Raw genomic sequence first — 26,835 nt, forward strand, 5'->3', positions numbered from 1 at the left:
GCGCCCCCCAGCCCCCGCGCCCACCCGGCGCGTGTTTCGGGGGGCCCCGCCCCCCCCCCCAACTTCACACACAGCGAGGTGGGCTGGGGTTGTCGGGAGTTGGGGTGCGGAGCGCGCCTGAAGTTCACGCAATGGCGGCCCGGGGAGGTGGGGCCGGGTTGATCAGTAGGATCGACGAAAGGAGAGGCCGTGGCGACTTGGGGAGGCGCAGTGCCGACGATCAACGACGTCGCCCGGGCGGCCGGAGTGTCGCCCAGCACGGTGTCCTACGTGCTGAGCGGCCGTCGCCCGATCTCGGCGGAGACCCGCGCCCGGGTCCAGGCCGCGATCGCCGAGCTCGGTTTCCACCCGCACGCCGGCGCGCGTGCCCTGGCCAGCAGCAAGACCAACGTGATCGCGCTGGTCGCGCCGCTGCGCGTGGACGTCAACGTGCCGGTCATCATGCAGTTCGCCACCGCGGTGGTGACGGCTGCCCGGTCCTACAACCATGACGTGCTGCTGCTGACCAAGGACGAGGGCACCGCCGGGCTGGAGCGGGTGGCGCACAGCACCATGGTCGACGCGTTGATACTGATGGACCTGGAACGCGACGACATGCGGATCCCCGCGCTGCGCCGGCTCAAGCAGCCGTCGGTGCTGATCGGCCTGCCCGCCGACCACACCGGCATCGCCTGCGTCGACCTGGATTTCGCGGCCGCCGCCCGGGAGGCGCTGACGCACCTCGCCGGCCACGGCCACCGGCGCATCGGCCTGGTCGGCCCGTCACCCGCGGTCTACCGGCGGCAGACGACGTACGCGGACCGGTTCCTCTCCGGTTTCCTGGAGGCGTCGACCGAGCTGGGCCTGCGCACCGTCACGCATCCGTGCGAGCCGGGCGCCGAGGGCGTCCGGGCCTGCCTGGCCGAGATCGACGCCGAGTTGCCCGCCCTGTCCGCGCTGGTCGTGCACAATGAGGAGGCGCTGCGACCGCTGCTGGACCTGTTGCAGGCCTCCGGCCGGCGGGTGCCGGAGGACATCTCGATCGTCGCGATCTGCCCGCGGGACGTGGCGATCTCGATGCCGGTCCACCTGACCTCGATCGACATCCCGGCGCACGACGTCGGCACGATCGCCGTGGAGACCGCGATGCGGCTGCTCGACGGCCGCAGCGTGGAGTACACGCGGCTGCTCGCGCCGGGTCTGGTCGAGCGGGACAGCTGCCGCGAAATCCCGCCGTCACACCGTTGACACGAATGGCGCTCGTTCCATAGCGTCTCGGCAAGGCACGCCGTCGAAGCGCTTCGACAGAGGCGTTCGGTTCGTCGAAGCGCTTCGACGGTGGTGTCGCACCGGCTCCGACGAATTCTGCGATCTCACCAACCCAGCCCCCTGGGAGGACGGCAATGTTCCGATCACGATCCGGCCTCGCGGCCGGTGCGCTGCTGCTCGCGGCGACCCTCGGCCTGACCGCCTGCGGCGGCGACGACGGCGGCGCCGAGGAGGGCGCCGACGCGAAGACCCTCACCCTCTGGCACTACGAGGGCCCGACCAGCGCGATGGGCATCGCCTGGAACCGGGCGATCGAGATCTTCAAGGAGAAGCACCCGGGCGTCGAGGTCAAGTTCGAGGAGAAGGGCTTCGAGCAGATCCAGCAGAACGCCCAGATGATCCTCAACTCGGACAGCGCGCCGGACATCCTGGAGTACAACAAGGGCAACGCGACCGCCGGCCTGCTCTCCAAGCAGGGCCTGCTCACCGACCTCAGCGACCAGGCCACCGAGCGTGGCTGGGACAAGAAGCTGAGCCCGAGCCTGCAGACCACCGCCAAGTACGACGAAGACGGCATCATGGGCTCCGGCAAGTTCTACGGCGTGCCCAACTACGGCGAGTACGTGATGGTCTACTACAACAAGGACCTGTTCACGAAGCACAAGGTCGAGGTGCCGACCACCCTCGATCAGTTCACCGCCGCGATGGACACCTTCGTCAAGGCCGGCGTGACCCCGCTCTCCGTGGGCGGCGCCGAGTACCCGGCTCAGCAGATCTTCTACGAGCTGGCGCTCTCCAAGGCCGACCGCGCGTTCGTGGACGACTACCAGCTCTACAAGAACAAGGTCGACTTCAAGGGTCCGCAGCTGACCTACGGCGCGCAGACCTTCGCCGACTGGGTGAAGAGGGGCTACATCGCCAAGGACTCGGCCGGCATCAAGGCCGAGGACATGGGCGTGGCCTTCACCCAGGGCAAGTTCCCGATCCTGATCTCCGGCAGCTGGTGGTACGGCCGGTTCGCCAACGAGATCAAGAGCTTCGAGTGGGGCACCTTCCTGTTCCCCGGCAACAACCTGCACCCGGGCTCCAGCGGCAACCTGTGGGTGGTGCCGGAGAAGAGCAAGGCCAAGGCGCTGGCGTACGACTTCATCGACATCACCATGACGCCGGAGATCCAGGCGCTGCTCGGCAACAGCGGCGGTGTCCCGGTGGCGGCCGACCCGGCGCAGATCACCGACCCGAAGAACAAGGAGCTGGTGGAGACCTTCAACAAGATCTCGACCAGTGACGGTCTCGCCTTCTACCCGGACTGGCCGGCGCCCGGCTACTACGACGTGCTGGTCGCGGGCGTGCAGGGCCTGATCAACGGTTCGAAGACCCCGGACGCGATGCTCGACGAGATCGCCGGCCCGTACAACGAGAACCTGGCCGACCTCGGCAAGTGAGCGCAACGCGCGGGCGGTGGGGTGACCCGCCGCCCGCGCCGCGAAAGGGAGCCGGTATGGCTAAAAGCAAGGGCTACGCGGTCTATCTGATCCCGGGCGTGCTCGCGTCGCTGCTGGTGATCATCGTGCCGCTGGTCATGACGGTGTACGTCAGCTTCACCAAGTGGACCGGGGTCGGTGACCCGCGCTGGGTCGGGTTCGACAACTACACCCGGTTGTTCGGCGACGCCCTGTTCTGGCAGTCGTTCAGCAACATCATCCTGCTGATCATCGCGATGGCGGTGATCCCCACGCTGCTCGGCCTGGTGCTGGCGGCGGTGCTGTTCGACTACGTCGCCAAGCACTTCAGCGACCGCTGGGCCGGCTTCTTCCGCTCCGGTTACTACCTGCCGCAGGTCATCCCGGTCGCGGTCACCGGCATCGTCTGGAGCTGGATTCTGCATCCCAGCTACGGCGCGCTCAACAAGATCCTCGAGTCGGTCGGGCTGGGCGGCCTCGCGAAGAACTGGCTGGGCGACCCGGACTACGCGCTGTACAGCGTGATGGCCGTGATGATCTGGTTCCAGCTGGGCTACCCGATCGTCATGTTCATGTCCGGGCTGCAGCGTATCGACCCCTCCATCTACGAGGCCGCGGACCTGGACGGCGCGACCTGGTGGCAGCGCTTCCGCAAGATCACGGTGCACATGATCCGGCCCGAGTTCTACGTCGTGCTGATCACCACCACGATCGCCGCGCTCAAGATCTTCGGTCAGGTCTTCGTGCTCACCGGGGGCGGGCCGAGCAACGCGACGCTCGTGCCGTCGTACTTCGCCTACAAGAACTTCTTCGAGAAAGCCCAGGTCGGGTACGGCTCGGCGATCTCCACCGTGCTCACTGTGCTGATCGTCGTGCTGGCCTTCGTCTTCCTGCGGCTGCAGCACCGGGCTGAGGAGCAGTCATGACCGTCACGGCTACGAAGGCTCCCGCCCGTACCCCGGAGGACGATGCGCCGAAGGCGCTGCGGCACCGCAACCCGGTCCGGTTCTTCGTGCTCGCCGGCCTGCTGGTTCTGCTCCTGCTGCTGGTCGGGCCGCTGCTGGTGGTCGCGGTCAACGCGGTGAAGAGCCCGGCGGAGTACGCGGGCAGCGGCCCGCTCTCCATCCCGACGAGCCTCTACTGGGACGGCATCGTCGACTTCTGGAACCGGGTCAACTTCGGGCAGAAGCTCTGGAACAGCTTCATCACCAGCCTGGTCGTCGCGGTCCTCGGCGTGGTGCTGAGCATCCTCAACGCGTACGCATTGGGCATCGGCCGGGTCAAGGGCCGCATCTGGTTCCTGGTGTTCTTCCTGGTCGCGAACCTGCTGCCGCAGGAGGTGCTGGTCTACCCGCTGTACTACATCTCCAAGGAAGCCGGCCTCTACGACAACCTGATCGCGATCATCATCATCTTCACGGTCATCCAGAGCGCCTTCGGCACCTACCTGCTGACCTCGGTCTACCACGAGTTCCCGCGCGAACTGCTGGAGGCCGCGGCCATCGACGGCGCCGGCAAGTGGCGCACGCTGTGGCGGGTGGTGGTCCCGGTCAGCATGCCGACGCTGGGCGTGCTCTTCACGTTCTTCTTCATCTGGACGTGGAACGAGTTCTTCCTGCCGCTGATCTTCCTGATCTCCAACGACAACCAGACCGTCCCGGTGGCCCTCGGCGTCCTGCAGGGCGACCGGATGATGGACGCCACCACGACCAGCGCCTCCGCGCTGATCGGCATCCTGCCCGCGATGCTCTTCTTCCTCATCTTCCAGCGGACCCTCACGCGCGGCATCGCCGCCGGTGCCATCAAGTAAAGGATCCTCATGAAGTTCACCGACGGCTATTGGCGTAAGCGTGCCGGTCTCACCGTGCTCCACCCCGCACACCTGCAGGACACTGTCCCCGCGCCCGACTCGCTGACCGTCTACGCCGCCACCCGCCCGGTCCGGCATCGCGGTGACACCCTCAACGCCCCGCTCATGACGATCACCTGCTCGGCCCCGGCACCGGACGTCATCCGGGTCACCATCGAGCACTTCCAGGGCCTGGAACCACGCCTGCCGGTCTTCGAGATCGCCGAGTCGCCGGTCGACGTCGTCGTGGACGACACCTCGATCACCTCCGGCGCGCTGACCGCGCGGTTCACGCCGGGGGAGAAGTGGGGACTCGACTTCCTCGCCGAGGGCCGGCGGATCACCGGCAGCGGCTGGAAGGGCATGGGCATCGTCGACACCGATGACGGTGAGAGCTATGTGCACGAGCAGCTCGACCTGGGCGTCGGCGAGACGGTCTACGGCCTCGGCGAGCGCTTCGGCCCGTTCGTGAAGAACGGCCAGAGCATCGACATCTGGAACGAGGACGGCGGCACCAGCAGCGAGCAGGCCTACAAGAACGTCCCGTTCTACTTCACCAACGGCGGCTACGGCGTGCTCGTCGACCACCCCGGCAAGGTGTCCTTCGAGGTCGCCTCCGAGATGGTGTCCCGCACCCAGTTCAGCGTGGCCGGCCAGTCGCTGTCCTACCTGGTCATCTACGGGCCGACGCCGGCCGACGTGATCCGCAGGTACACCGCGCTCACCGGGCGGCCCGCGCTGCCGCCGGCCTGGTCCTTCGGCCTCTGGCTGACCACGTCGTTCACCACGTCCTACGACGAGGAGACGGTGAACAAGTTCGTCGGCGGGTTCGCCGACCGGGACCTGCCGCTGAGCGTCTTCCACTTCGACACGTTCTGGATGCGCGAGTTCTCCTGGTGCGACTTCGAGTGGGACTCGCGGGTCTTCCCCGACCCGCCGGGCATGCTCAAGCGGCTAGCCGCCCGCGGGCTGCGGACCTGCCTCTGGATCAACCCCTACATCGCCCAGCGCTCGGCGCTGTTCGCCGAGGGCAAGGCCAAGGGCTATCTGGTACGCCGCGCGAACGGCGACGTGTTCCAGTGGGACCTGTGGCAGGCCGGCATGGGCCTGGTCGACTTCACCAACCCGGACGCCCGCGAGTGGTACGCGGCCAAGCTGCGCGCGCTCGTGGAGATGGGCGTGGACGCCTTCAAGTCGGACTTCGGCGAGCGGATCCCGACCGACGTGGTGTGGCACGACGGCTCCGACCCGGAGCGGATGCACAACTACTACACGCAGCTCTACAACCAGGTCGTCTTCGACGTGCTCCGGGAGACCCGCGGTGAGGGGGAGGCGGTGCTGTTCGCCCGGTCGGCGACGGTCGGCGGGCAGCAGTTCCCGGTGCACTGGGGCGGGGACAACTCCAGCAACTTCGAGTCGATGGCGGAGAGCCTGCGCGGCGGGCTGTCGCTGATGTCGTCCGGGTTCGGCTTCTGGAGCCACGACATCGGCGGTTTCGAGGGGATGCCGGACCCGGCCGTGTTCAAGCGGTGGATCGCGTTCGGGCTGCTCAGCTCACACAGCCGGTTGCACGGGAGCACGTCGTACCGGGTGCCGTGGGACTTCGACGAGGAGGCGGTGGACGTGCTGCGCACCTTCACCCACCTCAAGTACCGGCTGATGCCGTACCTGTTCGGCGCGGCCCGCGAGGCGCACCTGGAAGGCCTGCCGGTGATGCGGCCGATGGCGTTCGCCTTCCCGGACGACCCGGCGGTCACCCACCTGGACCGGCAGTACCTGCTCGGCGGTGACCTGCTGGTCGCCCCGGTCTTCACCGCCGGCGGCGACGTGCGGTACTACGTGCCGGCGGGCCGCTGGACCCGCTACACCGACGGCGAGGTCGTCGAGGGGCCGGGCTGGGTGCGCGAGGCGCACGGCTTCGACAGCGTGCCGCTGCTGGTCCGTCCGGGCGCGGTCGTCCCGGTCGGTGCCCGCCAGGACCGGCCCGACTACGACTACCGGGACGGGGTGACCCTGCGGCTGTTCGAGCCGGCGGAAGGCCGGACGGCGGTGGTCGTGCCGGGTCCGGCCGGTGCGGACAGCGTCTTCACGGTCGTCCGGGAGGGCTCGCAGATCCGGATCGGGCGTGCCGGGGACGCGCTGCCGTGGCGGGTCCAGCTCGGTGACGAGGTCACCGAACTCGGCGCTGACCAGGACAGTTGCACCATCACCCGACCGAAGGGTCTTTGAGCGGTATCGCCTGCCGCCCGTCCTGTCCGGCCGCATAGTGAGCGTCCGGACAGGACGGAAGTGAGCGGGAATGCAGCGTGACCACAGAGCGGTGCGGCGGCGCCTGACCGGGGCGGGCCTGGTGGCGGCCCTGCTGTTGAGCGGATGCAGCGCCGTCGACGGGCTGGTGCCGGTGGGGGAGAGGTCCGTGGTCAGCGCGGCCCGGCACCCGGTGGCGGTAGCCGGCGCTGTCGACGCCGCGCCGACGCGGCGCCCGCGACGCAAGCCGCCGGGCTTCATCCAGTGGTGGTTCGCCAACAACGGCACCGACCACTGCTCGACGATCCCGGCCGATGCCCCCGCGGTGCGGATCGAGGCGACACGCCTCGAATGGTTCCGCCTCTGCGTCGCGGGTTATCCGGTGAGCCCGTCGCTCCACCTCTGGATCAGCACACCGGAAGGTCCGCGGCGGGAGATCCCCGCCCTCTACCGCGGCGACAAGTGGACGTGGGACCTCCAGCCGGGAGCTGAGGGCGACAGACTCGCGCGGCTCGGCACCTACCGGTTCGACATCACGCGGGAGCCGCAGGACGGCGGCCCGGTGACGCTGGTGACTTCGGGCCGCATCGTGGTGCGGCGCAGCCCCGAACGCCGAGTGGTCTTCGCCGACGACCGAGGCGGGGAGAAACGTGCGTTGCGGCCCGGCGACAGTGTGCGGGCCCGGCTGGCCGGCTACCGCCCCGGCCACACGGTGCGCGCCGCCCTGTACCAGGACCTACCCGACGACTACCGGATGCGCTATCTGGCGGATCTGCCGGACACCGTGGTGGGCAGATCCGGTGAGGGGACGTTCCGGTGGTTGGTTCCGGCGGAGTTGGCGCCCGGATACTACGGAATCTGGATCGAGACCGGCCCGGACTCCTGGGACGGATGCGGAGCCTGCGAGGGCTACCAGGTCGGCGGGGACGGGGAGTGAGCTGGTGATGCAGCGTGGCGAGAGGACCGGACGGCGGCGTCTGGCCGGGGCGGGACTGGCCGGGGTGCTCCTGCTCAGCGGATGCACCTCCGCCGACGAGTTGGCGCCGGCGCAGGAGCTGACTGTCGTCAGCGCGGCCCGGCATCCGCTGGCCGCAGCGGGCGCCGCGGAGGCCGCGCCGAACTGGCGTCCGCGGCGGCGGCCCCCGAGCTGGATCCAATGGATCTTCTCCAACTGGCCGGACAGCGGGTGCACGACCATCGCGGCGGGCGCCACCGGGCTGTACATCGAGGCGGAACGCCTCGAGGAGTTGCGGCTCTGCGTGGACGGATACGCCGGGAACGCGTCTCCGCGCCTGAGTATTGAAAGCCCGGACGGTGACCGGATCGAGCCCGCCGCCCACTACAACGGGGCCACCTGGGACTGGGCGGTCCAGCCGGGCGCCGAGGGCGACGGGATGACCGAGCTCGGCACCTACCAGTTCCAGATCACGGGGACGCCCCCGCTGACCTCCGGCCGCATCGTGGTGAAACGCAGCACCGAACCGCGGGCGGCCATCACCGATGACACTCGTCCGGGGCAGCCCGCGCTGCGACCCGGTCAGAGCGTGCGCGTCCGGATGGCCGGCTACCGCCCGGGGCAGACGGTGGGCGCCGCCGTGTACCGGCGGCGGGGAAAGCAGACACCCAGCGGGGAACGGTTGCGCTACCTGGCGAAGCTGCCCGACACCGTGGTGGACGGCTCCGGAGAGGGGATGCTGCGGTGGGTGGTTCCGGCGAGCACCGTGCCCGGGCGCTACGGGATCTGGATCGAGCCGGGGCCGCCGCAGGCAAAGGACTGCGACCGGGGCACGTGCAAGTCCTTCGAGGTCGGCGGCTGAGGCCGGACCGGCGGCCGGCGCGGACCCCGGCCGGCACCGCGCTGCTGGATTGGACGGTGCGGTACGCGGTGCCCCTGATCAGCGTCGTCGGGCTGGCGCTCTACGGGGTGCTGCGGCTGGCCTACGTCCTCTTCTACGCGCAGCTGCGTGCCACCCCGCAGGAGGTCGGCTACGGCTACGTGGAGATCCTCTCCAGCCAGCTCGTCGGCACCATCGAACTCGTGCTGGTGGTCACGATCGTCTTCCTCGTGATCGCCTGCACCGGGCACGGGATACGGCGCCTCGTCGTACGGATGACGGGCCGGCGGGTGCGCCGCAACCCCGGGCGAAGGCTGGTGGCGCGGCTCGTGCTGCGGTGCGCCTGGGCCGCGCTGGTCGTCGTCCTGATCCTGCTGCCGATCGCGGCCTGGCTGGAGGGCACCGAGGCGCGGAACGGCTACACGATCCGCAACGTGCACCTCGCGGGCACCGTGCGCATCCCGGTGCTGGCGGTGCAGGCGGTGCCGGCCGAGCTGGCGTGGAGCGTGACCAGCCCGCCGGGACTGCAGAACCTGATGGAGCGCCGGTGCCTGCTCTTCCTCGGGCAGGCCGCCGGCACCACGGTCTTCTACGACGTGCAGACCCGGGAGAGCCTGCGGGTGCCGACCGCGCAGATCGTCGTCTCGCTGCAGAACACCGACGGCGTGCCGGTCGGCTGCTAGGGCCGCTGGTAGACGTCGGGGATGCCGTCGGCGTCGTCGTCGGCCGCCTCCGCGGCGCAGATCCGCCGGTAGTGCCGGTTACGGATGCGCAGCAGCACGGTCGCGAGCAGGGCCGCGAGCAGCGAGCCGGCCAGCACACCCAGCTTCGTCTGGCTGTCGGCCTCGGTGCCGGAACCGAAGGCCAGCTCGCTGATCAGCAGCGACACGGTGAAGCCGATGCCGCCGAGCAGGCCCAGCCCGATCACGTCCCACCAGCTCAGGCCCTCGGCGAGGCGGGCCCGGGTGAAGCGCTGCACCAGCCAGGCGGAGAGGGTGATGCCGATCGGCTTGCCCACCACCAGACCGGCGATCGCGGCCACGGTGACGGTGGCGCCGAGGCCGGCACCGCCGCTGATCGTGACGCCGGCCGCGAAGAACGCGAAGATCGGCACCGCGAAACCGGCCGAGATCGGGCGCCAGCGGTGCTCCAGCCGGTGGGCAAGGTCCACACCGTCGCGCCCGTTCACCGGGACGGTGAAAGCGAGCAGCACCCCGGCGACGGTGGCGTGCACCCCGGACTCGTGCACCAGGGTCCACGCCGTGGCGGCCAGCGGCAGAAGGAGCCACCAGCGGCTGATCCCGCGCTGGACGAGCACGCCGAAGACGGCGATCACCAGCAGGGCGATCACCAGCGGCAGCGGCTGCAGGCCGGAGGTGTAGAAGATCGCGATGATGGTGATCGCGAGCAGATCGTCGACGACGGCGAGGGTCAGCAGGAAGGTGCGCAGCGCGCTCGGCAGATGGGTGCTGATCACCCCGAGCACGGCCAGCGCGAACGCGATGTCGGTGGCGGTCGGCACCGCCCAGCCGCGCAGCCCGCCGCCGTCCCCGGTCGCGATCACCGCCACGTAGATCAGCGCCGGAACGATCATGCCGCCCATCGCGGCGGTCACCGGCAGCGCCGCCCGCCGCAGGTCGCGCAGATCACCGGCGACGAACTCGCGTTTCAGCTCCAGCCCGGCGACGAAGAAGAAGATCGCCAGCAGCCCGTCGGCGGCCCAGGTGGCCAGCGAGAGGTTCAGGTGCAGAGATTCCGGACCGACCCGGAACGCGGCCAGATCCTGGTAGAAGTCTTTCCATGGGGAGTTCGCCCAGGCCAGCGCGAGCACCGTGGCGCCCAGCAGCAGCAGCCCACCCACGGTCTCCGCGCGCAGGATCTCGGCGATCCGCCGGGCCTCGGCCCAGCTGCCGAGCCCGAGAAGGCGGAACGGGCTCGGGGATTGCTGGGTCACGGTGGTCCTCCCGGTGGGTACGCCTGTCGCATCGCCGACCAGGCTTCCCGGCACACCGCAGCCCACTTTACGTGACCTTCATTTTGCGGTCGACGCATCCCGGCAGCCGCCGGGGGTAACGTCCCAACGGGAGGGGCCGAAAGACCCGTGTCCCCGCTGACCACCGCCGATACGTTCATAGCCGACCAACCCCGGCGAGAGGATTGATCGTGACCGCCGTTTCGGACACCCGGGCCCAGCTCGACGAACTCGTCCGCAAGCTATCCGCTCCGGACGACACCGAGGTCGCCGGCCTCGACGCCTGGTGGCGGGCGAACAACTATCTGACCGTCGGCCAGATCTATCTGCAGGGCAATCCGCTGTTGCGTGAGCCGCTCAGGTCGGAGCACATCAAGCCGCGGCTGCTCGGGCACTGGGGCACCAGCCCCGGCCTGTCGTTCGTCTACGCCCACGTGTCGCGGCTCATCAAGACCACCGGGCAGCAGGCCATCTACCTGGCCGGCCCCGGGCACGGCGGCCCGGCCCTGGTGGCCGCGGGCTACCTGGAGGGCACCTACTCCGAGGTCTATCCCAAGGTGAGCCTCGACGAGGGCGGCCTGCTGCGGCTGTTCCGCCAGTTCTCCAGCCCCGGCGGCATCCCCAGCCACGTCTCGGTGACCACGCCCGGCTCCATCCACGAGGGCGGCGAGCTCGGCTACGTGCTGGTGCACGCCTTCGGCGCGGTGATGGACAACCCGGACCTGCTCGCCATCGCGGTGGTCGGCGACGGCGAGGCCGAGACCGGCCCGCTGGAAGGCTCGTGGAAGGGCGTCTCGTTCCTCAACCCGGCCCACGACGGCGCCGTCCTGCCGATCCTGCACCTCAACGGCGCGAAGATCGCCGGACCGACGGTGCTGGCCCGCAAGGACCCGGCCGAGGTGCGCAAACTGCTCGAAGGCCACGGCTACGACGTGATCGAGGTCGAGGGCGAGGACCTGCCCGGCATGCACCACCGCTTCGCGGCGGCGCTCGCCGAGGCCTGGGGCAAGATCAAGGCGATTCAGGGCGCGGCGCGCGACGGCAGCTGGGACGGGGTACGGCCGCACTGGCCGCTGATCGTGTTGCGGACGCCCAAGGGCTGGACCGGTCCGCAGAAGATCGACGGGATCCAGGTGACCGGCACGTGGCGCTCGCACCAGGTGCCGTTGTCCGGGGTCCGGGACAACGAGGAGCACCTGCGCGAGCTGGAGACGTGGCTCAAGTCGTACCGGCCGGAGGAGCTGTTCGACGCCACCGGCGCACCGGTCGAGCAGATCCGCAACGAGGCGCCCCCGGGTGACCTGCGGATGAGCGCCTCCCCGCACGCCAACGGCGGCCTGCTCACCCGCGACCTCGACATGCCGGACTTCCGCGACTACGCCATCGAGGTGAAGCAGCCGGCGCAGACCCGGGCCGAGTCCACCCGCAAGCTCGGCGAGATGATGCGCGACATCTACCAGCGCAACGGCGACCGGTTCCGGCTGTTCTGCCCGGACGAGACCAACAGCAACCGGCTCGGCGCGGTCTTCGACGTCTCCGACCGCGGCTTCATGGAGCGCGTCACCGACGACGACGTGAAGATCAGCCGCGACGGGCGGGTCATGGAGGTGCTCTCCGAGCACAACTGCCACGGCTGGCTGGAGGGCTACAACCTCACCGGGCGGCACGGCATGTTCGCCACGTACGAGGCGTTCGCCATGGTCAGCGCCTCGCAGACGGTGCAGCACGGCAAGTGGCTGCAGGAGGCGTCGCACCTGCCGTGGCGGGCCAAGGTGCCGAGCCTGAACGTGCTGCTCACCTCGACCGCCTGGCGCAACGACCACAACGGCTTCTCGCACCAGGGTCCCGGTCTGATCCAGGTGGTGCTCACCCAGCGCGGCGACGTGGCCCGGGTCTACCTGCCGCCGGACGCGAACACCCTGCTGTCGGTGGCCGACCACTGCTTCCGGTCGCGGTCGTACATCAACCTGATCGTCATCGACAAGCAGCCCCAGCTGCAGTGGCTCGACATGGACCAGGCGATCGAGCACTGCGCCAAGGGGGCCGGCATCTGGGAGTGGGCCGGCACCGACGACGGCGGCTCCGACCCGGACATCGTGCTCGCCTGCGCCGGTGACGTGGTGACCATGGAGACCGTCGCGGCCGCCCGGATCCTCATGGAGAAGCTGCCGCAGATGAAGGTCCGCGTGGTCAACGTGGTCGACCTGATGACCCTGCCGCGGCCGAAGGACCACCCGCACGGCATGAGCGAGACCATGTTCCGGGAGCTGTTCACCGACCACGTGGACGTGGTGTTCGCCTTCCACGGATATCCGGGCGCCATCCACCAGCTGGTGCACGGGCGGCCGGACGCCGACCGGTTCCGGGTGCGCGGGTTCATCGAGCAGGGCACCACCACCACGCCGTTCGACATGACGGTGCGCAACCGGGCCTCGCGTTACCACCTGGTGATGGACGCGATCAACAACGCCAAGCGGCTGCCGGTCGGCGCCACCGAGCTGAAGGCGTGGTGCGAGGCGCAGCTGGCCAAGCACGAGAAGTACGTCGTGGAGCACCTCGAGGACATGCCGGAGGTGCGGGACTGGTCGCTGGGCGACTGGGCCGAGCACTGATCCTCGCTCGCTGACCGGGCCCGGCACCCTCGTGGTGCCGGGCCCGTGCGATATCCCACTGTCCCGTGCGCGTCATTGCGCATTTTCCCGCAGGAATTCTCACGTTCACGCGCGAAACCGCACTTCGACAGGTACGAATCGGTCAGTGGGCAGAAATCATTTCTGACGAATCGCTGGCGATGACTTGTCTCACCCTTTCAATCATCGGCGCGGGACGCGAAAGTGAGGGAAGCACAACACCCGTCGCTCGACGATGAGGAAGGGGACCCCCATATGGCCGCCACGTTGAACCCTTGGCCGACGACCCGGCAGGGCGCGACGAACCACCCGGTGCCGATGCTGCAACACCTGCTGCTGGCCCACGGACACACGGTGACGGTGGACGGGATCTTCGGCGCGCAGACCGGCGACGCCGTCCGCGCCTACCAGCGAGCCAAGAACCTCGCCGACGACGGTGTCGTCGGCCCGCAGACCTGGCGTGCGCTGATCGTGGAGGTCCGGCCCGGTTCACAGGGCAGCGCCGTGCGCGGCGTGCAGCACGAGTTCCAGCTGCGCGGCGACGTGGCACCGGCGGCCGACGGGGTGTACGGGCCGGCGACCGAGGAGGCGGTCCGCGCCTTCCAGGGCGCGGCCCGCGCCGAGGGCGCCGACCTCGAGGTCGACGGGGTGGTCGGCCCGCTCACGTGGCAGGCCCTCATCGGCGGCGTCCCCGCCTCCCTCAGCCGGGCCGCCTGACCCGCCGGGTGAAGTTCGGGTGCGCAGCGCGCCCGAACTTCACCCGGTTCGCGGGCCTGCCGCTTGCGCGGGCAGTCGCGCTGCGCCCTGATCTCAGACGCTGGAGGGGTTGAAGCCGAAGGGCAGCTCCAGGCGGTGGCCGGCCATCAGGTCGCGGTCGGTGAGCAGCGCGGCGGTGGGGCCGTCGGCGGCGATGCGGCCCTCGTCCAGGATCACCGAGCGCGGGCACAGCTCCAGGGCGTAGGGCAGGTCGTGGGTCACCATCAGTGCGGTCACCGGCAACGACTGCAGGATCTCGGCCAGCTCCCGGCGGCTCGCCGGGTCCAGGTTGGACGACGGCTCGTCCAGGACCAGGATCTCGGGGCGCATGGCCAGCACGGTGGCCACCGCCACCCGGCGGCGCTGGCCGAACGACAGGTGATGCGGGACCTTGTCGCGGTGCTCCGACATGCCCACGGCGGCCAACGCCTCGTCGACGCGGGCGGTGAGCTCGTCACCGCGTACGCCGAGGTTTGCCGGACCGAAAGCGACGTCCTCCGCGACCGTCGGCATGAAGAGCTGGTCGTCGGGGTCCTGGAAGACGACGCCGACCCGGCGGCGGATCTCGGTGATCGCCTTGCGATCGCCGGGCGTGACCGGCAGGCCGGAGATCTCCACCTGCCCGGCCCCGCCGTGCAGGATGCCGTTGAGGTGCAGCACCAGCGTGGTCTTGCCGGCGCCGTTCGGCCCGAGCAGCGCGACCCGCTCGCCGGGCGCCAGGGTCAGGTCGACGCCGCGCAGCGCCTCGCGCCCGTCCGGGTAGGCGAAGTGCAGTCCGGTGATCTTCAGAGCCGGCGTCATGGGGGTCATGCTAGGACCAGCGCCGCGACGGCGATGCCGGCGGTGGCGATCGGCAGCGTGGCCGACACGATCCACTCGCGGGCGGCCGCGGGGCCGGCGGCCAGCTGCGGCAGCCGGCCGGTGTAACCGCGCGACAGCATCGCCAGGTAGACCCGCTCGCCGCGCTCGTAGGAGCGCAGGAACAGCGCGCCGACACCGACCGCGAACGCCTTCACCTGCCACAGGAACCGCGGATCGTAGCCGCGGGCGAGCCGGGCGATGCGCATCCGGCGGGCGTCGTCGGCGAGCACGTCGATGTAGCGCAGCATGAACGTCATGATCTGGGTGAGCACCTCGGGGCAGCGCAGCCGGTCCAGGCCGAGGATCAGGTCACGCATCGTGGTGGTCGCGGCCAGCAGCAGCGAGGCGAGCACGCCGAGGGTGCCTTTCGCGAAGATGTTCCACGCGCCGTAGAGGCCGTCGACCGACAGCGACAGGCCCAGCCACTCCACCCGCTCACCGTGCGCGGCGAACGGCAGCGCCACCGCCAGCAGCACGAACGGCAACTCGATCGTGGCGCGCCGGGCCAGCCAGCCGGCCGGGACCCGGGCGAACGCGGCCACCACGGCGAGCAGCACGGCGTAACCGGCGAACGCGAGGAACTCGGTGCGCGGCGTGGCCACCACGATGACCGTGAACAGCAGCATCGAAACGATCTTCACCTCGGGGGCGAGGCGGTGGATCGGGCTGTCCCGGTCGAGGTGCAGTGGATGGGCGTGTCCCGCGGCCATCCCGCCAGCATATCGGGATGATCTTGTTACTCCGGAACGGCCAGCACGTCGGTGACATCCCGGCGCGGGGTGGAGGTGCCCGGCCGGCCGTACCCGATGCGGAACGCGATCTGCGGGAACCCGGTCCGGCCGAGGGAACGCCGCAACTGGTCGCGGGCCGCCGGCACCTCGATCGGCTGGGAGATCAGCGAACTGGCCAGGCCCGCGTCGGTCGCGGCCAGCAGCACGTGCTGCAGCGCCTGCCCGGCCAGCACCTGGTCCAGCCGGCGATCCCCGGCCGTGCCCAGCACGCCGACGAGCGGCTCCGGCTCGTAGTCACGGCCCGGCGCCCGCCGGCGGTGCCCGAACCGCTGCGGGATCAGATCCTGCGGCTCGCCGAGCGGCGCGCCGGCCGTCACCGGGATGCCGTCCGGCGCCGCCTCCGTCTCGGTCCAGGTGATCAGCTCGGCCTGGTACCGGGTGTCGCGGCGCAGCACCCGGTCGGCGCTGTGCGCGATCTCCGAGAAACCGCTCAACGCGGTCATTCCGACCAGCAGGTCCAGCCAGGCACCCTCGGCGCGGGCCGCCTCGATCAACCGCATGCGTACGTCGGCCGGTACCGGATCCGGCCAGAACGGCTCCCGGTTGCTGTGCCGGCGCTCGACCGCGGCGTACAGGTCGCGCTCGGCGTAGGTCGGCGGCCGCTGCCGTCCCGGGGTGAGCCGGGCGATCACCTCCGGGGTGTCGCTGTCCGGCAGCAGCAGCACGTCCGCCGGGGTGCCCGCCCAGGCCAGCGCGAGCCGGGCGTTGAAGGTCGCCGCACCGCAGGCCAACCGCATCGCCCAGCCGCCGCTGTCCGCGACGCTGAGCTGCCGGCCCGGATCCGACAGCACCTCGATCGCGCCGTCGCGCAGGCGGAACCGCCACGGCTGGCTGTTGTACATGGACGGGGCGTGGATGCCGGCCGCGGCGGCGCGCCGCAGGTCGGACTCGTCGTAGCGGGTCACGGCGGTTCTCCTTCACGGTGATTCCCTCCACCGTGCCTCCCGCGGCCACCCGGCGGGCAGGGCCGAAGGTCCCGGCGTCAGCTGCCGAGCGGGACCCGCCAGGTGACCAGGGTGCCCGTGCCGTTGGGCCCCGGCCCGGCCTCGAAGGCGCCGCCCAGGTCGCCGGCCCGCTCGCCCATGTTCACCACGCCGCCCCGGGCCAGGTCCGGGTCGAAGCCGACGCCGTCGTCCTCGACCTGCAGGATGACCTCGTTGCCGGCGACCCGCACGGAGACCCGGACGGTGGCCGCGCGGGCGTGGCGGGCGACGTTCGACAGGGCCTCGCGCAGGACCGCCATCAGCTCCGGCACGATGTCGTCCGGGACCGCGCTCTCCACCGGGCCCGAGGTCTCCAGGGTCGGCCGGAAACCCAGCGTGTCGAACGCGGCGTCGCAGGTGTCGCGCAGCTCGGTGCGCAGGGTCGCGCCGACCGGGGCGCGCAGCTCGAAGATCGACCGGCGGATGTCGCGGATGGTGGCGTCCAGATCGTCGACGGCCGCGTTGATCCGTTTCACCACCTCCGGTCGCATCCCGGCCGGAGCGACCGCGCCCTGCAACTGCATGCCGGTGGCGAACAGCCGCTGGATCACCACGTCGTGCAGGTCACGAGCGATCCGCTCGCGGTCCTCCAGGACGGCGAGCAGCTCCCGCTCCTCCTGGGCGCGGGCCCGCTCCAGCGCCAGCGCGGCCTGCCCGGCGAAGCTCGACAGCAGCGCCGCGTCGTCCTGGTCGGCCGGGCCGCTCACGATCAGCACACCCTGCGGCAGGTCCGCGCCGGCGAGCGGCGCGACCAGCGCCGGACCCGCCGGGACCGGGCCCGGCCACTCGGCGGCGGCACGCAGGTCCTCGACCACGCGGTACGGCGCCTGGCCGAACGTCTGCGAGTCGGCGGTCACCACCCGCCCGGCCAGATCCGCGCCGTCGGCCACCTCGATGCGGTAGCGGGCGTTCTCCTCCTCGTGCAGCAGCACCAGCACCAGGTCGGCGTCGGTCACCTCCCGGGCGCGGCGGGCGATCAGGCGCAGCGCCTCGGTCCGGCGGACCGTCCCGAGCAGCACACCGGTGATCTCGGCGGCCGCCTCCAGCCAGCGCTGCCGGCGCTGGGCCAGCTCGTACAGCCGGGCGTTGTCGATGGCGACACCGGCCGCGGCGGCCAGCGCCACCACGATCTCCTCGTCGTCCTCGCTGAACTGCTCGGCGCCCTGCTTCTCGGCCAGGTAGAGGTTGCCGAAGATCTGGTCACGGGTGCGCACCGGCACGCCCAGGAAGCTGTGCATCGGCGGGTGGTGCGGCGGGAACCCGAACGACTGGGGGTGCCGGGTGATGTCCGGCAGCCGGACCGGATGCGGGTCGGTGATCAGCAGGCCCAGCACGCCGCGCCCGTGCGGCAGATCGCCGATCTTCGCGTGTGTGGCCGCGTCGATGCCGTGGGTGACGAAGTCGGACAGGCTGTCGTGGTCGGGCGCGAGCACGCCGAGCGCGCCGTAGCGCGCGCCGGCCAGCGCGCACGCGGCCTCGACGATGCGTTGCAGGGTGCTGCGCAGATCGAGGTCGGTGCCGATGCCGACGACCGCGTCGAGCAGCGCTCGCAACCGCTCGCGGCTGGTGACGATGTCACCCACCCGGTTCTGCATCTCGTGCAGCAGTTCGTCGAGGCGGACCCGGGAGAGGGGGCTCAGGCCCAGCGAGGGAGTCGATGCGTCGGCCACGGGTCGAGGCTAGCGGTCCGCGTCATCGGAACGCGCGGGACCTTCGGCCCTTGGTGTCCGGGACCGCCGGAGGGTAGGAAGGAGGCATGATCCGAGTCTTTCTCCTCGACGACCACGAGGTCGTCCGTCGCGGCCTGATCGACCTGCTGCAGGCGGGCGGTGACATCGAAGTCGTGGGGGAGTCCGGCTCCGCCCAGGAGGCGGCCCGGCGCATCCCGGCCCTGCGCCCCGACGTGGCGGTGCTCGACGCCCGCCTGCCCGACGGCAACGGCATCGACGTCTGCCGTGACGTGCGGGCCGTGGACTCGACGATCAAGGGTCTGATCCTGACGTCCTACGAGGATGACGAGGCGCTGTTCGCCGCCATCATGGCAGGCGCGTCGGGCTATGTGCTGAAGCAGATCCGCGGCACCGACCTGGTCGACGCGGTGCGCCGGGTCGCGGCGGGGCAGTCGCTGCTCGACCCGGCGGTCACCCAGCGGGTGCTGGAGCGCATCCGCAACGGGGTGGAGCAGCCCCGGGAGCTGGCGTCGCTCACCGACCAGGAGCGGCGGATCCTGGAGTTCGTCGCCGAGGGCCTGACGAACCGGGAGATCGCCGGGCGGATGTTCCTGGCGGAGAAGACGGTGAAGAACTACGTCTCCAGCCTGCTGGCCAAGCTGGGGCTGGAGCGGCGCACCCAGGCGGCGGTGCTGGCCACCAAGCTGCTGGGCGATCACCCGTCCCATCACTGAGCGGCGGGCTCGCAGAGCAGGTCAGCCACGGCCGCGGTGATGCCGGCCCCGGTTCGCTGTTCGAGCCAGAGCCACTGTCCGACCGGATTCAACTCCAGGAAGTAGTGCACCCCCTCCGCGTCGACGGCGAGGTCGAAGGCGCCGTATGCAAGACCGGTCTCCCGCAGAAACCGCTTGATCCGCTGCGACACCGCAGTCGGCAGGGAGGTCGGCGCATAGTGGTTGAGTCCGGGTGCCCGGCGGTGGTCGGTGCGGGTCTCCGGGTGAGCCTGCGACTCGATACGCGTGGCGAACCATCGGTCGCCGACCACCGTCACCCGTACCTCATGGTCCTTGTTGACGTACTGCTGGAACTGACATGGGGCCGAGCTGACCGAAGCCTCGGCGTTGCGTATCTCGTCCACGGTGACCAGGTTGGCGAAGAGGAAGCCGCCGGACGGGGTGACGTACCAGGTGAGCGGCTTGTACAGCACCGCCTGCTCGGACATCGCGGTGCGATGCGCCTCGACGAAGCCCGCGACGCTGGCGGCGTGGTTGGTGACCACCGTCAACGGGACGGTGAAACCCAGCCTCTTCGCCAGCGCCAGCTGACGACACTTCAGGCTCGACCGGCGCAGCGCCGAAGGCCTGATCGGCCATCGCGGTCCGGGTAACAGGAACTCCAGGGACTCCAGCAGCTCGCGGTGCTCGCGCATGGCGAAGTCGCCGGCGAAATCGTTGCCGTGCGAGTGCACCAGCGTCGTTTCCTTGCGCCACCACCAGACGGAGCACGCCGTCCCGAGGTCGCGCCAGGAATCCCGATCCAGCGCCTCGACTCGCGGTGATCCCCCCTCGTACCGGATTCGGACGTACGCGTACCGCTCGTCGAGGACGAGGCAGCCAACCCCGCGCCGCCGAACTGCTGACTCGACTGCCGTCACGTGGGCGTCATCGTGCTCGCCGATGATGACCACGCCCATGCCGTCATCGGTCGACATCGGGTTTGCACTTCAGGCGGAAGGTGCAGGAGATGCTTCCCGTCCCGGTCGTGGCGAACGGGTCATCATCGAGGATCGGAGGGGGCGGGACAGGCCGCCGCTGGGCCAGCGAGACCCCGAACGGCACTCGAGAAACCTCGACGTCCTCGCCCCAGACCTCCTCAGCCAGCTCCCGCAGCCGGGGCAGGGCCTCCACCAGCGGCAGGCGGCTCAGCTCGTCCGCTTTCGCGGCAACCTTCTCCGCACGCGTCGCCGCGGACCGGGCCTCGTCGTTGAGATCGAGGTCCGACTCCTCGAGGCGGTGCCGCTTCATCCATTTCTTGGGATCGCGAAGGAGCGCTTCGAGGACAGCCGGGTCCTCGAGCAGTTCGTCCGCACGTCGCTTTCCGGTCGTCATCGCGCATCTCCCTGCGTCTGGCGCGCAACCTCGCGGACGCGCCCGGGGCCGTCGGCGTCAGGCTAACGCTGTCGCGGCCGGGGTGATGTCGGCATGCTGACGGCCGTCTCAGACGGGCAGGCGGACGGTGGCCACCGTGCCGCCCTGGGCGCCCTCGCGCAGGGATATCGAGCCGCCGTGCAGGTCGACGATCGCGCGGGTGAGGGCGAGCCCCAGGCCGGTGCCCGGGATGCCGCTGTGCCGGGCGTTGGTGGCACGGTAGAGGCGGGCGAAGAGCCGGTCGCGTTCGCCCGGCGGGATGCCCATGCCGGTGTCGGTGACGGTGAGCACCGCGGCGTCCTCGGCGGCGGTCAGGGTGACGGTGACCGTGGAGCCGGCCGGGCTGAACTTGACGGCGTTGCCGATCAGGTTCTCGGCCACCTGCCGCAGCCGCAGCGGGTCGCCGGGGATGAGCAGCTGGGCGGGCAGCTCGGTGCGGATCTCCGGTTGCGGCTCGTCGTCGGTGACGGCGGCGGCCGCGGCGGACGAGACCACCGCGGCCAGGTCGACGGTGGTCTCGGTGAGCTGGGCGTGGCCGGACTCCAGGGCGGCCAGGTCGAGCAGCCGTTCCACCAGGGTGCGCAGCCGGGCGTTGTTGCGCTCGATCACCGCCAGCAGGTCGCGGACCTCGCCGATCGTGGTGTCGTCGCCGGACTCGGTGATCAGGTCGGTGTAGGTGCCGATCGAGGTGAGCGGGGTGCGCAGCTCGTGGCCGACCAGGGCGACGTACTCGCCGATGCTGGCGGCCAGCTGGTTGGCGAGCTCCTCGGCGCGGCGGCGCTCCAGGTAGGCGCCGATGTGCCCGGAGATGCCGGTGAGCAGCGTCGCCAGGGCCGGTTCCGGCTCCTGGTGCTCGTGGGTGAAGAAGGTGAGCACACCGACCACCTTGTCGGCGCTGCGCACCGGGACCGCGCCGGCCGCCCGGTAGCCGCCGGAGGACGCGACCGCGGGCAGCACCGGGGAGTCCTCGCCGTGGATGTCCGGCACCCACACCATCTCGCCGCGTGACCAGCAGGTGCCGGCCAGGCCGACACCGCGTTCGAACGACGCCGGCAGCAGCATCGGGGGCGCGCCCGGCTCGGTGTACGTGGCAGCCGGCCGCAGCCGGTCGGTGACCTCGTCGACCAGCCACATCCGCAGGTACGGCCAGCCCAGCTCCCCGGCGATCGCCCGCAGCACCGCCTCGGACGCGCGGGCCGTGTCGGGCGCCTGCACCAGGGCCTTCAGCACCCGGCTCTTGCAGCGCTGGTACTGGTGCTGGTGGTGGTCGGCGGTGACGTCGTGGACCGCGGCGACCGCACCCAGCACCACCCCGGTCGGGTCGCGCACCGGCCGGGCGTTGATCGAGAACCAGCGGGGGCGCTGCTGCTGGTCGTGGGCGAGGACGCCGGCGTGGCGTACCTCCTCGCCGCTGAGCGCGCGGTGCAGCGGCAGTTCCTCGGCGGGCAGCGGGCTGCCGTCGTGGCGGCGCAGGCCGAAGTGGTCGGTCCAGTCGGGAATCGGGATCCGCGTGGCGTCCTCGCCGAAGAAGTCGCGGACCGCCTCGTTGGCGATCAGCGGCTTGCCGTCGAGGTCGCAGGCCACCACCCCGGTGTCCAGGCTGTGCAGCATGGCCTCGACGAAGGCGGTGTCGTTCACACCGGACGGCGCCGCGGCGGGCGGCGGGGGCGCCGCCAGGCAGGCGCGCAGGGTTTCGGTCAGTTCCCGGACCCGGAAGGGCTTGGGCACGACGGCGGCCGGGCCGGCGCCGGCGAGCAGGGCGTCGCCGGGCGGCAGGTACGCGGTGACCAGCACGACCGGGACCCCGGCGGTGCCCGGGTCGGCGCGCAGTGCCCGGCACATCCGGATGCCGTCCAGGTGCGGCATGTCGACGTCGGCGACCACCAGGTCGGGCCGGTGGGCGAGGGCGGACGCCAGCCCGGCCAGCCCGTCGCCGGCGAGCGTGACGTCGTGGCCGAGCCGGCGTACCACCTCGGCGATGACGGCCTGGTGTTCCGGGTTGTCCTCGACGACGAGCACCGCTGCCATAGGTAAACCATACGAAATCAGACATTATGGCCGGAGGCGTTTTGGCTTCGCGGTGTCCGGGGTAATGTCCGGCCGCACATCGGCGACTCTTGGGGTTTCGACATGAGCGCGTTGACCGCCTATCTGGACCTTCCGCTATCCCGGGACGCACCCGCCGCGGCCCGCCGGGCCGTGACCGCGGTTCTCGGAGGCTGGGGATTTCGCGACCCGGACTGGCTCGACGAAGCCGCCGTGGTGGTCAGTGAACTCGTCACCAACGCGGTCCGGCACGGCGGCGGATGCGTCGCCCTGCACGTCGAGGCCCACGACGACGTGGTGATCGTCTCGGTCGCGGACGGTTCCTCGGTGGTGCCCCGGCGGCGCGACCCGGACGGGGTGGGCGGCCGCGGCATCGCCCTGATCGAGGCGCTGTCGGCGGGCTGGATCGTGCAGAACCACGAGGGCGGCAAGCGGGTCCGGGTCGAACTGCTCCCGTGCCCCGGCGTGCGCAACGACGAGTCGGGTAGCGCTCGAGGGAGTGCGTCATGAAGATCGTCCGCCTCGACGACGGCGGTGTGGTCCGGCTCCAGATCCGCGGCGAGCTTGACCTCGCCACCGCCGACCGGATCACCGAGCAGGTCGATCAGGTCCTGGCCGGCCCACCGCCCGGGCAGCTCGTGGTCGATCTGGCCGGGCTGACCTTCTGCGACTCGACCGGGATCGACGCGCTGATCAACGCCCGCGAGGCGGCCCGGGCCCGCGGCGCCGGCTTCCGCGTGGTGCGCCCTCGCGGGATCGTGCGCCGCGTGCTGCATGCCACCGGCAAGTTCGAGCTGCTGACCGGCGAGAAGCCGGCGGCGCTCAGACCGTGAAGCGCTGCGCGGCGGCCCGCAGCCGGTCCGCGAGTTCCTGCACGTCCTCCGCGGTCCGGGCGGTCTGACCCACCGCCTCCCGGCTCGTGGCGGTGCTGTGCGCGACGCTGGCGATGTTGTTCGCGATGTCGGAGACGCCGCTCGCGGCCTCCGCGACGCCGCGGTTCATCTCCGCGGTGGTGGCGCTCTGCTCCTCCACCGCGGAGGCGATCGTGGTCTGGTAGTCGCTGATCTGCTCGATGATCCGGCTGATCTCGTCGATCGCGGTGACCGCCTGACCGGTCTCCGCCTGGATCGCGGCGATCTGCTGGGAGATCTGCTCGGTGGCCCGCGCGGTCTCCTGCGCCAGGTCCTTGACCTCGCTGGCCACCACCGCGAAGCCCTTGCCCGCCTCGCCGGCCCGGGCCGCCTCGATGGTCGCGTTCAGCGCGAGCAGGTTGGTCTGCGCCGCGATCTGGGTGATCACGTCGATCACGTCGCCGATCTGCGCCGAGGAGTCCCCGAGCCGGTTGATCGTCTCGCTGGTGGTCCGGGCCGCGCCGACCGCGTCCGAGGCGACCTGTGCGGCGTCGGCGGCGTTGCGGGAGATCTCGCCGATCGCCGAGCCCATCTCGTCGGAGCCGGCCGCCACCGTGTGCACGTTGCCGGAGACCCCGGCGGCACCGGTCGCGGCGAGCCCGGCCTGCTGGTCGGCCTCGGCGATCGAGGTGTCGATCTGGCGGCTCACCAGGCGCATGGTCTCGGAGGCCTCGGCGAGCCGGCCGCCGTTGTCGACGATCTCGACGATCGTGGCGCGGACCCCGGCGACGGCCTCGTCGACCGCCCGGCCCATCACCGCCATCTCGTCGGTGCCGGTGGTGTCCACCCGGACCGTCAGGTCGCCGCGCGCCATCGCCTGCAGCGCCTCGACCAGGCGCCCGGCCGGCCGGACCACGCTGCGCGTGACCAGGACGGTGAACAGCAGCGCCACCGCGATCGCCAGCACGAACACGATGATCATCATGTTGCGGGCGACGGCGGCCTCGTCCCGGGCCTCCTGGGCGGCGGCGTCGGCCCGCTGGGTGACCGAGGCGATCAGCGCGTTCGTACCCTCGACGATCTTGTAGTAGAGCTCGTAGCTGTCGCCGAGCAGCAGGTTGTCGCCCTCCTTGACCTGGCCGGCCGCGTAGAGCGCGACGATCTGCTCGTCGGCCTTGAGGTATTCGTCCCAGCGCGTGCTCAGCCCCTCGAAGACGGTGCGCTCGGCGTCCGTCATGGCGGCCACGTCGGTCTCCGCCAGCAGCTTCTTGAGCAGCCCGACGTCGGTGAGGAAGCCGGCCCGGTTCGGGTTCTCCGGATCCACCGCCGTCTTCGGGCCGAGACGGTAGACGTCCCAGGCGTACGCGATCTGCCAGCCCGAGATGTCGGCGTTGTAGAACTTCTGCTCGTCGACCTCGTGCATCAGGTGCTGCAGGGTGCGCACCCGGGCGGCCGAGTCCGACTGGTGGTTGAGCGCGACGGCGCCGATCGCGACGGCGATGCCGAGCAGGACCAGGACCACCGTGAAGGCGACACCGAGTCGCCCGGCCAACCGGAACCGTCGCAAGATCGCCATCGACACTCCCTGCTCAGACCGGGCCTTCCCCCTCCTGATCGGCCGACAGGACGCGAGACTGAGCGCCGGATCACATATCGGGCAGCGACATCCGGGCGGTGACGCCCTGGCCGGAGCCGGGGGAGGAGACGGTCAGGGTGCCGTCGTGCGCGCGGACGATCCGGTCGGCGATGCTCAGGCCCAGCCCGACGCCCGGAACGGCCTGCTCGCGGGCGAACCGTCCGCGGTAGAAACGCTTGACGACGTGCGGCAACTCGTCGGCGGGGATGCCGGCGCCGGTGTCGGTGATCTCCATCTCGCCGGCGGTGACGTGCACGTTCACCGGCGAGCCGGCCGCGCTGAACAGCACGGCGTTGCGGACCAGGTGCTCGGCGGCCTGGCTGAGCCGGGTGAAGTCGCCGGGCACCGGGGCGGTCCCGTCACCGGTGATCTCGACCCGTACGTCGCGCTGGCTGGCCTGCGGCCGGCAGGCCGCGACCGCGGCCTCGGCGACGGTGACCAGGTCGGCGCTGGCCCGCAGCAGCGGCAGCGGGGTGCCCGCCGGGCGGGTGCCGGCGAGCAGGTGGTCGACCATGCGCACCAGCCGCTCGCCGTTGCGCTGGATCGGTTCGATCAACTTCTGGTACGGCAGCAGCTCCTCGTTGTCGACCAGCAGCTCCAGATAGCCCTGGATGGTGGTGACCGGGGTGCGCAGCTCGTGCGAGACCGTGGCGACGAAGTCCTCCTCCCGGCTGATCGCCCGGGACAGCTCGTCGCCGACCTCGGCGAGCAGCAGCCGGGTACGGATCGCCGACAGGTGCCCGGCGGCCTGCCCGGCCAGTGTGGTCAGCAGGTCGCGTTGCCGGTCGCCGACGGTACGCGGCTGGTCGTCGAGCACGCACAGGGTGCCGAGCACGTGCCCGTCCTCGTCGACCAGCGGCGCGCCGGCGTAGAACCGGATGTTGGGGGCGCCCACCACGTTGTTCCAGCCGCGGTACTCGGGGTGCGCGTGGGTGTCCTCGACGACCAGCAGGTCGCCGGCGCCGACCACCCGGGAGCAGAACGAGACGTCGAGCGAGTCGTGGCCGGCGGGCATCCCGGTGTTCCCCGCGTACCACTGCCGGTCCTTGCCGATCAGGGTGACCGTGGACATCGGGGTGTCCAGGACCGAGGTGGCGAGCCGGGTCAGTTCGTCGAGCACCACCGGGCGAGCCGCGTCGAGCAGGTGGTAGCTGTGGACCGCCGCGAGACGGGCATCTTCGGCCACTGCGCTCACATCGTCATCCGTTCTCCCAGGCGGCCCGCCGGTGTTCGCGGGGCACGTGGCCCGAACTTCGGCCGTTCAGGGGGAGCGGTTGAGGACTTCGGCCAGGCTTTCGTATTCGCCGGCGACCACCGCGACCGCCCGCAGCGCGGCGGCCACCTCGGTGCGGAGCCGTTCGGTGGTGTCGGCCGGGTCGGCGATCGTGCCGGCGCGGGCCTGGTCCTCCACCGCCAGGCAGAGGTCGGCCAGCGCGGTCGCCCCGATGTTGGCGGCCGAGCCCTTGAGGGTGTGCGCCTGGTCGCGGACCCGGCCGGGGTCGCCGTCGCGCAGCAGCGCGGCCAGCAGGCCGGCGGCGTCCGGCGCCTTGCTCGCGAACGAGTGGAGCAGGCGCCGGACGAGCGCGATCTCGGCGGGGGAGGGGTCGTCCTCGATCACCTCGGCCAGGCGGGCGCGAACGGCGGCCACCCGGCTGTCGTCGTCCATGCCGACCATGGTCCTCCGCCACCACGGTTCCTGGTGACGTTCGGCCGCTATCGGCGCCCGAACTTCACCGAAGGGTCAGGCGCCCCAGCCGGCCTGGGTGCCACCGACCCGCTCGGCGGCGGCGGTCGCCGCGTACCCCGAGGCGGTGAAAGCGGCGACCGGGTCGCGCGGCAGGCCGCGCGCC

The 26,835-nt window shown here is 71.0% G+C and carries 24 protein-coding genes; 13 read left to right on the forward strand and 11 right to left on the reverse strand.

Annotated features, from left to right (window positions below):
* The first annotated feature begins 189 nt into the window (after positions 1 to 189).
* From AB0F81_RS35710 to AB0F81_RS35745, 8 genes are all read left to right on the forward strand, one after another.
* Positions 190 to 1,227, forward strand: a complete 1,038-nt coding sequence (locus AB0F81_RS35710) for a LacI family DNA-binding transcriptional regulator (protein WP_360204526.1) — start codon at positions 190 to 192, stop codon at positions 1,225 to 1,227.
* Positions 1,228 to 1,382: 155 nt separating this feature from the next.
* Positions 1,383 to 2,693, forward strand: a complete 1,311-nt coding sequence (locus tag AB0F81_RS35715) for an extracellular solute-binding protein (protein WP_360204529.1) — start codon at positions 1,383 to 1,385, stop codon at positions 2,691 to 2,693.
* 56 nt (positions 2,694 to 2,749) lie between these two features.
* Positions 2,750 to 3,637: a sugar ABC transporter permease gene (locus tag AB0F81_RS35720; RefSeq protein ID WP_360204532.1), complete on the forward strand. Its 888-nt coding sequence runs from the start codon at positions 2,750 to 2,752 to the stop codon at positions 3,635 to 3,637.
* A complete protein-coding gene (locus AB0F81_RS35725) occupies positions 3,634 to 4,521 on the forward strand; it encodes a carbohydrate ABC transporter permease (RefSeq protein ID WP_360204535.1) in 888 nt (295 codons plus the stop codon). Before AB0F81_RS35720 ends, AB0F81_RS35725 begins: the two co-directional genes overlap by 4 nt.
* Positions 4,522 to 4,530: 9 nt before the next feature.
* Positions 4,531 to 6,789, forward strand: a complete 2,259-nt coding sequence (yicI, locus tag AB0F81_RS35730) for an alpha-xylosidase (RefSeq protein WP_360204538.1) — start codon at positions 4,531 to 4,533, stop codon at positions 6,787 to 6,789.
* A gap of 70 nt (positions 6,790 to 6,859) precedes the next feature.
* Positions 6,860 to 7,744, forward strand: a complete 885-nt coding sequence (locus AB0F81_RS35735; protein WP_360204541.1) for a hypothetical protein — start codon at positions 6,860 to 6,862, stop codon at positions 7,742 to 7,744.
* 4 nt (positions 7,745 to 7,748) lie between these two features.
* Positions 7,749 to 8,624: a hypothetical protein gene (locus tag AB0F81_RS35740; protein ID WP_360204544.1), complete on the forward strand. Its 876-nt coding sequence runs from the start codon at positions 7,749 to 7,751 to the stop codon at positions 8,622 to 8,624.
* Positions 8,597 to 9,325 (forward strand): hypothetical protein, encoded by a 729-nt coding sequence (locus AB0F81_RS35745; protein ID WP_360204546.1) that lies wholly within the window; start codon positions 8,597 to 8,599, stop codon positions 9,323 to 9,325. The genes AB0F81_RS35740 and AB0F81_RS35745 overlap by 28 nt, the downstream gene beginning before the upstream one ends.
* Here AB0F81_RS35745 and nhaA read toward each other — a convergent pair.
* On the reverse strand, positions 9,322 to 10,596 hold the full coding sequence (nhaA, locus tag AB0F81_RS35750) for a Na+/H+ antiporter NhaA (protein WP_360204549.1): 1,275 nt from the start codon (positions 10,594 to 10,596) through the stop codon (positions 9,322 to 9,324). The genes AB0F81_RS35745 and nhaA overlap by 4 nt on opposite strands.
* A 203-nt stretch (positions 10,597 to 10,799) precedes the next feature.
* Here nhaA and AB0F81_RS35755 point away from each other — a divergent pair, with 203 nt between their 5' ends.
* Both AB0F81_RS35755 and AB0F81_RS35760 read left to right on the forward strand, forming a co-directional pair.
* Positions 10,800 to 13,226 (forward strand): phosphoketolase family protein, encoded by a 2,427-nt coding sequence (locus tag AB0F81_RS35755; RefSeq protein WP_360204552.1) that lies wholly within the window; start codon positions 10,800 to 10,802, stop codon positions 13,224 to 13,226.
* A 273-nt stretch (positions 13,227 to 13,499) separates the two neighbouring features.
* Positions 13,500 to 13,961, forward strand: coding sequence for a peptidoglycan-binding protein (locus AB0F81_RS35760; RefSeq protein WP_360204555.1), 462 nt, complete (start codon positions 13,500 to 13,502; stop codon positions 13,959 to 13,961).
* A gap of 93 nt (positions 13,962 to 14,054) precedes the next feature.
* Here AB0F81_RS35760 and AB0F81_RS35765 read toward each other — a convergent pair whose 3' ends face one another.
* The 4 genes from AB0F81_RS35765 to AB0F81_RS35780 all read right to left on the reverse strand — a co-directional run bounded on the left by AB0F81_RS35765 (position 14,055) and on the right by AB0F81_RS35780 (position 18,230).
* On the reverse strand, positions 14,055 to 14,810 hold the full coding sequence (locus AB0F81_RS35765; protein WP_360204558.1) for an ABC transporter ATP-binding protein: 756 nt from the start codon (positions 14,808 to 14,810) through the stop codon (positions 14,055 to 14,057).
* Positions 14,807 to 15,571: a cobalt ECF transporter T component CbiQ gene (gene cbiQ / locus AB0F81_RS35770; protein WP_360204561.1), complete on the reverse strand. Its 765-nt coding sequence runs from the start codon at positions 15,569 to 15,571 to the stop codon at positions 14,807 to 14,809. Before cbiQ ends, AB0F81_RS35765 begins: the two co-directional genes overlap by 4 nt.
* 26 nt (positions 15,572 to 15,597) lie before the next feature.
* Positions 15,598 to 16,557 carry a nitroreductase gene (locus AB0F81_RS35775; protein WP_360204564.1) on the reverse strand — a complete coding sequence of 320 codons (960 nt, stop codon included), beginning with the start codon at positions 16,555 to 16,557 and terminating at the stop codon, positions 15,598 to 15,600.
* A gap of 77 nt (positions 16,558 to 16,634) precedes the next feature.
* On the reverse strand, positions 16,635 to 18,230 hold the full coding sequence (locus AB0F81_RS35780; RefSeq protein ID WP_360204591.1) for a GAF domain-containing sensor histidine kinase: 1,596 nt from the start codon (positions 18,228 to 18,230) through the stop codon (positions 16,635 to 16,637).
* A 161-nt stretch (positions 18,231 to 18,391) separates the two neighbouring features.
* Here AB0F81_RS35780 and AB0F81_RS35785 point away from each other — a divergent pair, with 161 nt between their 5' ends.
* Positions 18,392 to 19,039 (forward strand): response regulator transcription factor, encoded by a 648-nt coding sequence (locus AB0F81_RS35785; RefSeq protein ID WP_328469633.1) that lies wholly within the window; start codon positions 18,392 to 18,394, stop codon positions 19,037 to 19,039.
* Here AB0F81_RS35785 and AB0F81_RS35790 read toward each other — a convergent pair.
* The 3 genes from AB0F81_RS35790 to AB0F81_RS35800 all read right to left on the reverse strand — a co-directional run bounded on the left by AB0F81_RS35790 (position 19,033) and on the right by AB0F81_RS35800 (position 22,480).
* Positions 19,033 to 20,016 carry a hypothetical protein gene (locus tag AB0F81_RS35790; RefSeq protein ID WP_360204568.1) on the reverse strand — a complete coding sequence of 328 codons (984 nt, stop codon included), beginning with the start codon at positions 20,014 to 20,016 and terminating at the stop codon, positions 19,033 to 19,035. The genes AB0F81_RS35785 and AB0F81_RS35790 overlap by 7 nt on opposite strands.
* Entirely contained in the window at positions 20,003 to 20,413 is a 411-nt protein-coding gene (locus AB0F81_RS35795; protein WP_360204571.1) for a hypothetical protein, read from the reverse strand. Before AB0F81_RS35795 ends, AB0F81_RS35790 begins: the two co-directional genes overlap by 14 nt.
* 108 nt (positions 20,414 to 20,521) lie before the next feature.
* The gene (locus AB0F81_RS35800; RefSeq protein ID WP_360204574.1) at positions 20,522 to 22,480 is read right to left on the reverse strand and encodes an ATP-binding protein; all 1,959 of its coding nucleotides are present in this window, start codon (positions 22,478 to 22,480) and stop codon (positions 20,522 to 20,524) included.
* A gap of 102 nt (positions 22,481 to 22,582) precedes the next feature.
* On the opposite strand from AB0F81_RS35800, the gene AB0F81_RS35805 reads away from it, so the two are divergent.
* Positions 22,583 to 23,008: an ATP-binding protein gene (locus AB0F81_RS35805; protein WP_360204576.1), complete on the forward strand. Its 426-nt coding sequence runs from the start codon at positions 22,583 to 22,585 to the stop codon at positions 23,006 to 23,008.
* On the forward strand, positions 23,005 to 23,331 hold the full coding sequence (locus tag AB0F81_RS35810) for an STAS domain-containing protein (RefSeq protein WP_360204579.1): 327 nt from the start codon (positions 23,005 to 23,007) through the stop codon (positions 23,329 to 23,331). Before AB0F81_RS35805 ends, AB0F81_RS35810 begins: the two co-directional genes overlap by 4 nt.
* Here AB0F81_RS35810 and AB0F81_RS35815 read toward each other — a convergent pair.
* The 3 genes from AB0F81_RS35815 to AB0F81_RS35825 form a co-directional block, all read right to left on the reverse strand.
* Positions 23,321 to 24,925, reverse strand: coding sequence for a methyl-accepting chemotaxis protein (locus AB0F81_RS35815; RefSeq protein ID WP_360204582.1), 1,605 nt, complete (start codon positions 24,923 to 24,925; stop codon positions 23,321 to 23,323). The genes AB0F81_RS35810 and AB0F81_RS35815 overlap by 11 nt on opposite strands.
* Before the next feature lie 70 nt (positions 24,926 to 24,995).
* Positions 24,996 to 26,171 carry a GAF domain-containing sensor histidine kinase gene (locus tag AB0F81_RS35820; RefSeq protein WP_360204585.1) on the reverse strand — a complete coding sequence of 392 codons (1,176 nt, stop codon included), beginning with the start codon at positions 26,169 to 26,171 and terminating at the stop codon, positions 24,996 to 24,998.
* A gap of 75 nt (positions 26,172 to 26,246) precedes the next feature.
* Positions 26,247 to 26,651, reverse strand: coding sequence for an Hpt domain-containing protein (locus AB0F81_RS35825; protein ID WP_360204588.1), 405 nt, complete (start codon positions 26,649 to 26,651; stop codon positions 26,247 to 26,249).
* Between the last annotated feature and the right edge of the window lie 184 nt (positions 26,652 to 26,835).

It is taken from the genome of Actinoplanes sp. NPDC024001 (assembly GCF_040638955.1).
In the GTDB taxonomy this organism is placed as follows: Bacteria; Actinomycetota; Actinomycetes; order Mycobacteriales; family Micromonosporaceae; genus Actinoplanes.

Excerpts from the sequence above, each read along its gene's own strand:
- AB0F81_RS35715 (WP_360204529.1), top strand. The coding sequence starts at position 1,383 with ATGTTCCGATCACGATCCGGCCTCGCGGCCGGTGCGCTGCTGCTCGCG.
- AB0F81_RS35720 (WP_360204532.1), top strand. The coding sequence starts at position 2,750 with ATGGCTAAAAGCAAGGGCTACGCGGTCTATCTGATCCCGGGCGTGCTC.
- AB0F81_RS35725 (WP_360204535.1), top strand. The coding sequence starts at position 3,634 with ATGACCGTCACGGCTACGAAGGCTCCCGCCCGTACCCCGGAGGACGAT.
- yicI (WP_360204538.1), top strand. The coding sequence starts at position 4,531 with ATGAAGTTCACCGACGGCTATTGGCGTAAGCGTGCCGGTCTCACCGTG.
- AB0F81_RS35735 (WP_360204541.1), top strand. The coding sequence starts at position 6,860 with ATGCAGCGTGACCACAGAGCGGTGCGGCGGCGCCTGACCGGGGCGGGC.
- AB0F81_RS35760 (WP_360204555.1), top strand. The coding sequence starts at position 13,500 with ATGGCCGCCACGTTGAACCCTTGGCCGACGACCCGGCAGGGCGCGACG.
- AB0F81_RS35765 (WP_360204558.1), bottom strand. The coding sequence starts at position 14,810 with ATGACCCCCATGACGCCGGCTCTGAAGATCACCGGACTGCACTTCGCC.
- cbiQ (WP_360204561.1), bottom strand. The coding sequence starts at position 15,571 with ATGGCCGCGGGACACGCCCATCCACTGCACCTCGACCGGGACAGCCCG.
- AB0F81_RS35780 (WP_360204591.1), bottom strand. The coding sequence starts at position 18,230 with ATGCAGAACCGGGTGGGTGACATCGTCACCAGCCGCGAGCGGTTGCGA.
- AB0F81_RS35785 (WP_328469633.1), top strand. The coding sequence starts at position 18,392 with ATGATCCGAGTCTTTCTCCTCGACGACCACGAGGTCGTCCGTCGCGGC.
- AB0F81_RS35790 (WP_360204568.1), bottom strand. The coding sequence starts at position 20,016 with ATGTCGACCGATGACGGCATGGGCGTGGTCATCATCGGCGAGCACGAT.
- AB0F81_RS35795 (WP_360204571.1), bottom strand. The coding sequence starts at position 20,413 with ATGACGACCGGAAAGCGACGTGCGGACGAACTGCTCGAGGACCCGGCT.
- AB0F81_RS35800 (WP_360204574.1), bottom strand. The coding sequence starts at position 22,480 with ATGGCAGCGGTGCTCGTCGTCGAGGACAACCCGGAACACCAGGCCGTC.
- AB0F81_RS35805 (WP_360204576.1), top strand. The coding sequence starts at position 22,583 with ATGAGCGCGTTGACCGCCTATCTGGACCTTCCGCTATCCCGGGACGCA.
- AB0F81_RS35810 (WP_360204579.1), top strand. The coding sequence starts at position 23,005 with ATGAAGATCGTCCGCCTCGACGACGGCGGTGTGGTCCGGCTCCAGATC.
- AB0F81_RS35815 (WP_360204582.1), bottom strand. The coding sequence starts at position 24,925 with ATGGCGATCTTGCGACGGTTCCGGTTGGCCGGGCGACTCGGTGTCGCC.
- AB0F81_RS35825 (WP_360204588.1), bottom strand. The coding sequence starts at position 26,651 with ATGGACGACGACAGCCGGGTGGCCGCCGTTCGCGCCCGCCTGGCCGAG.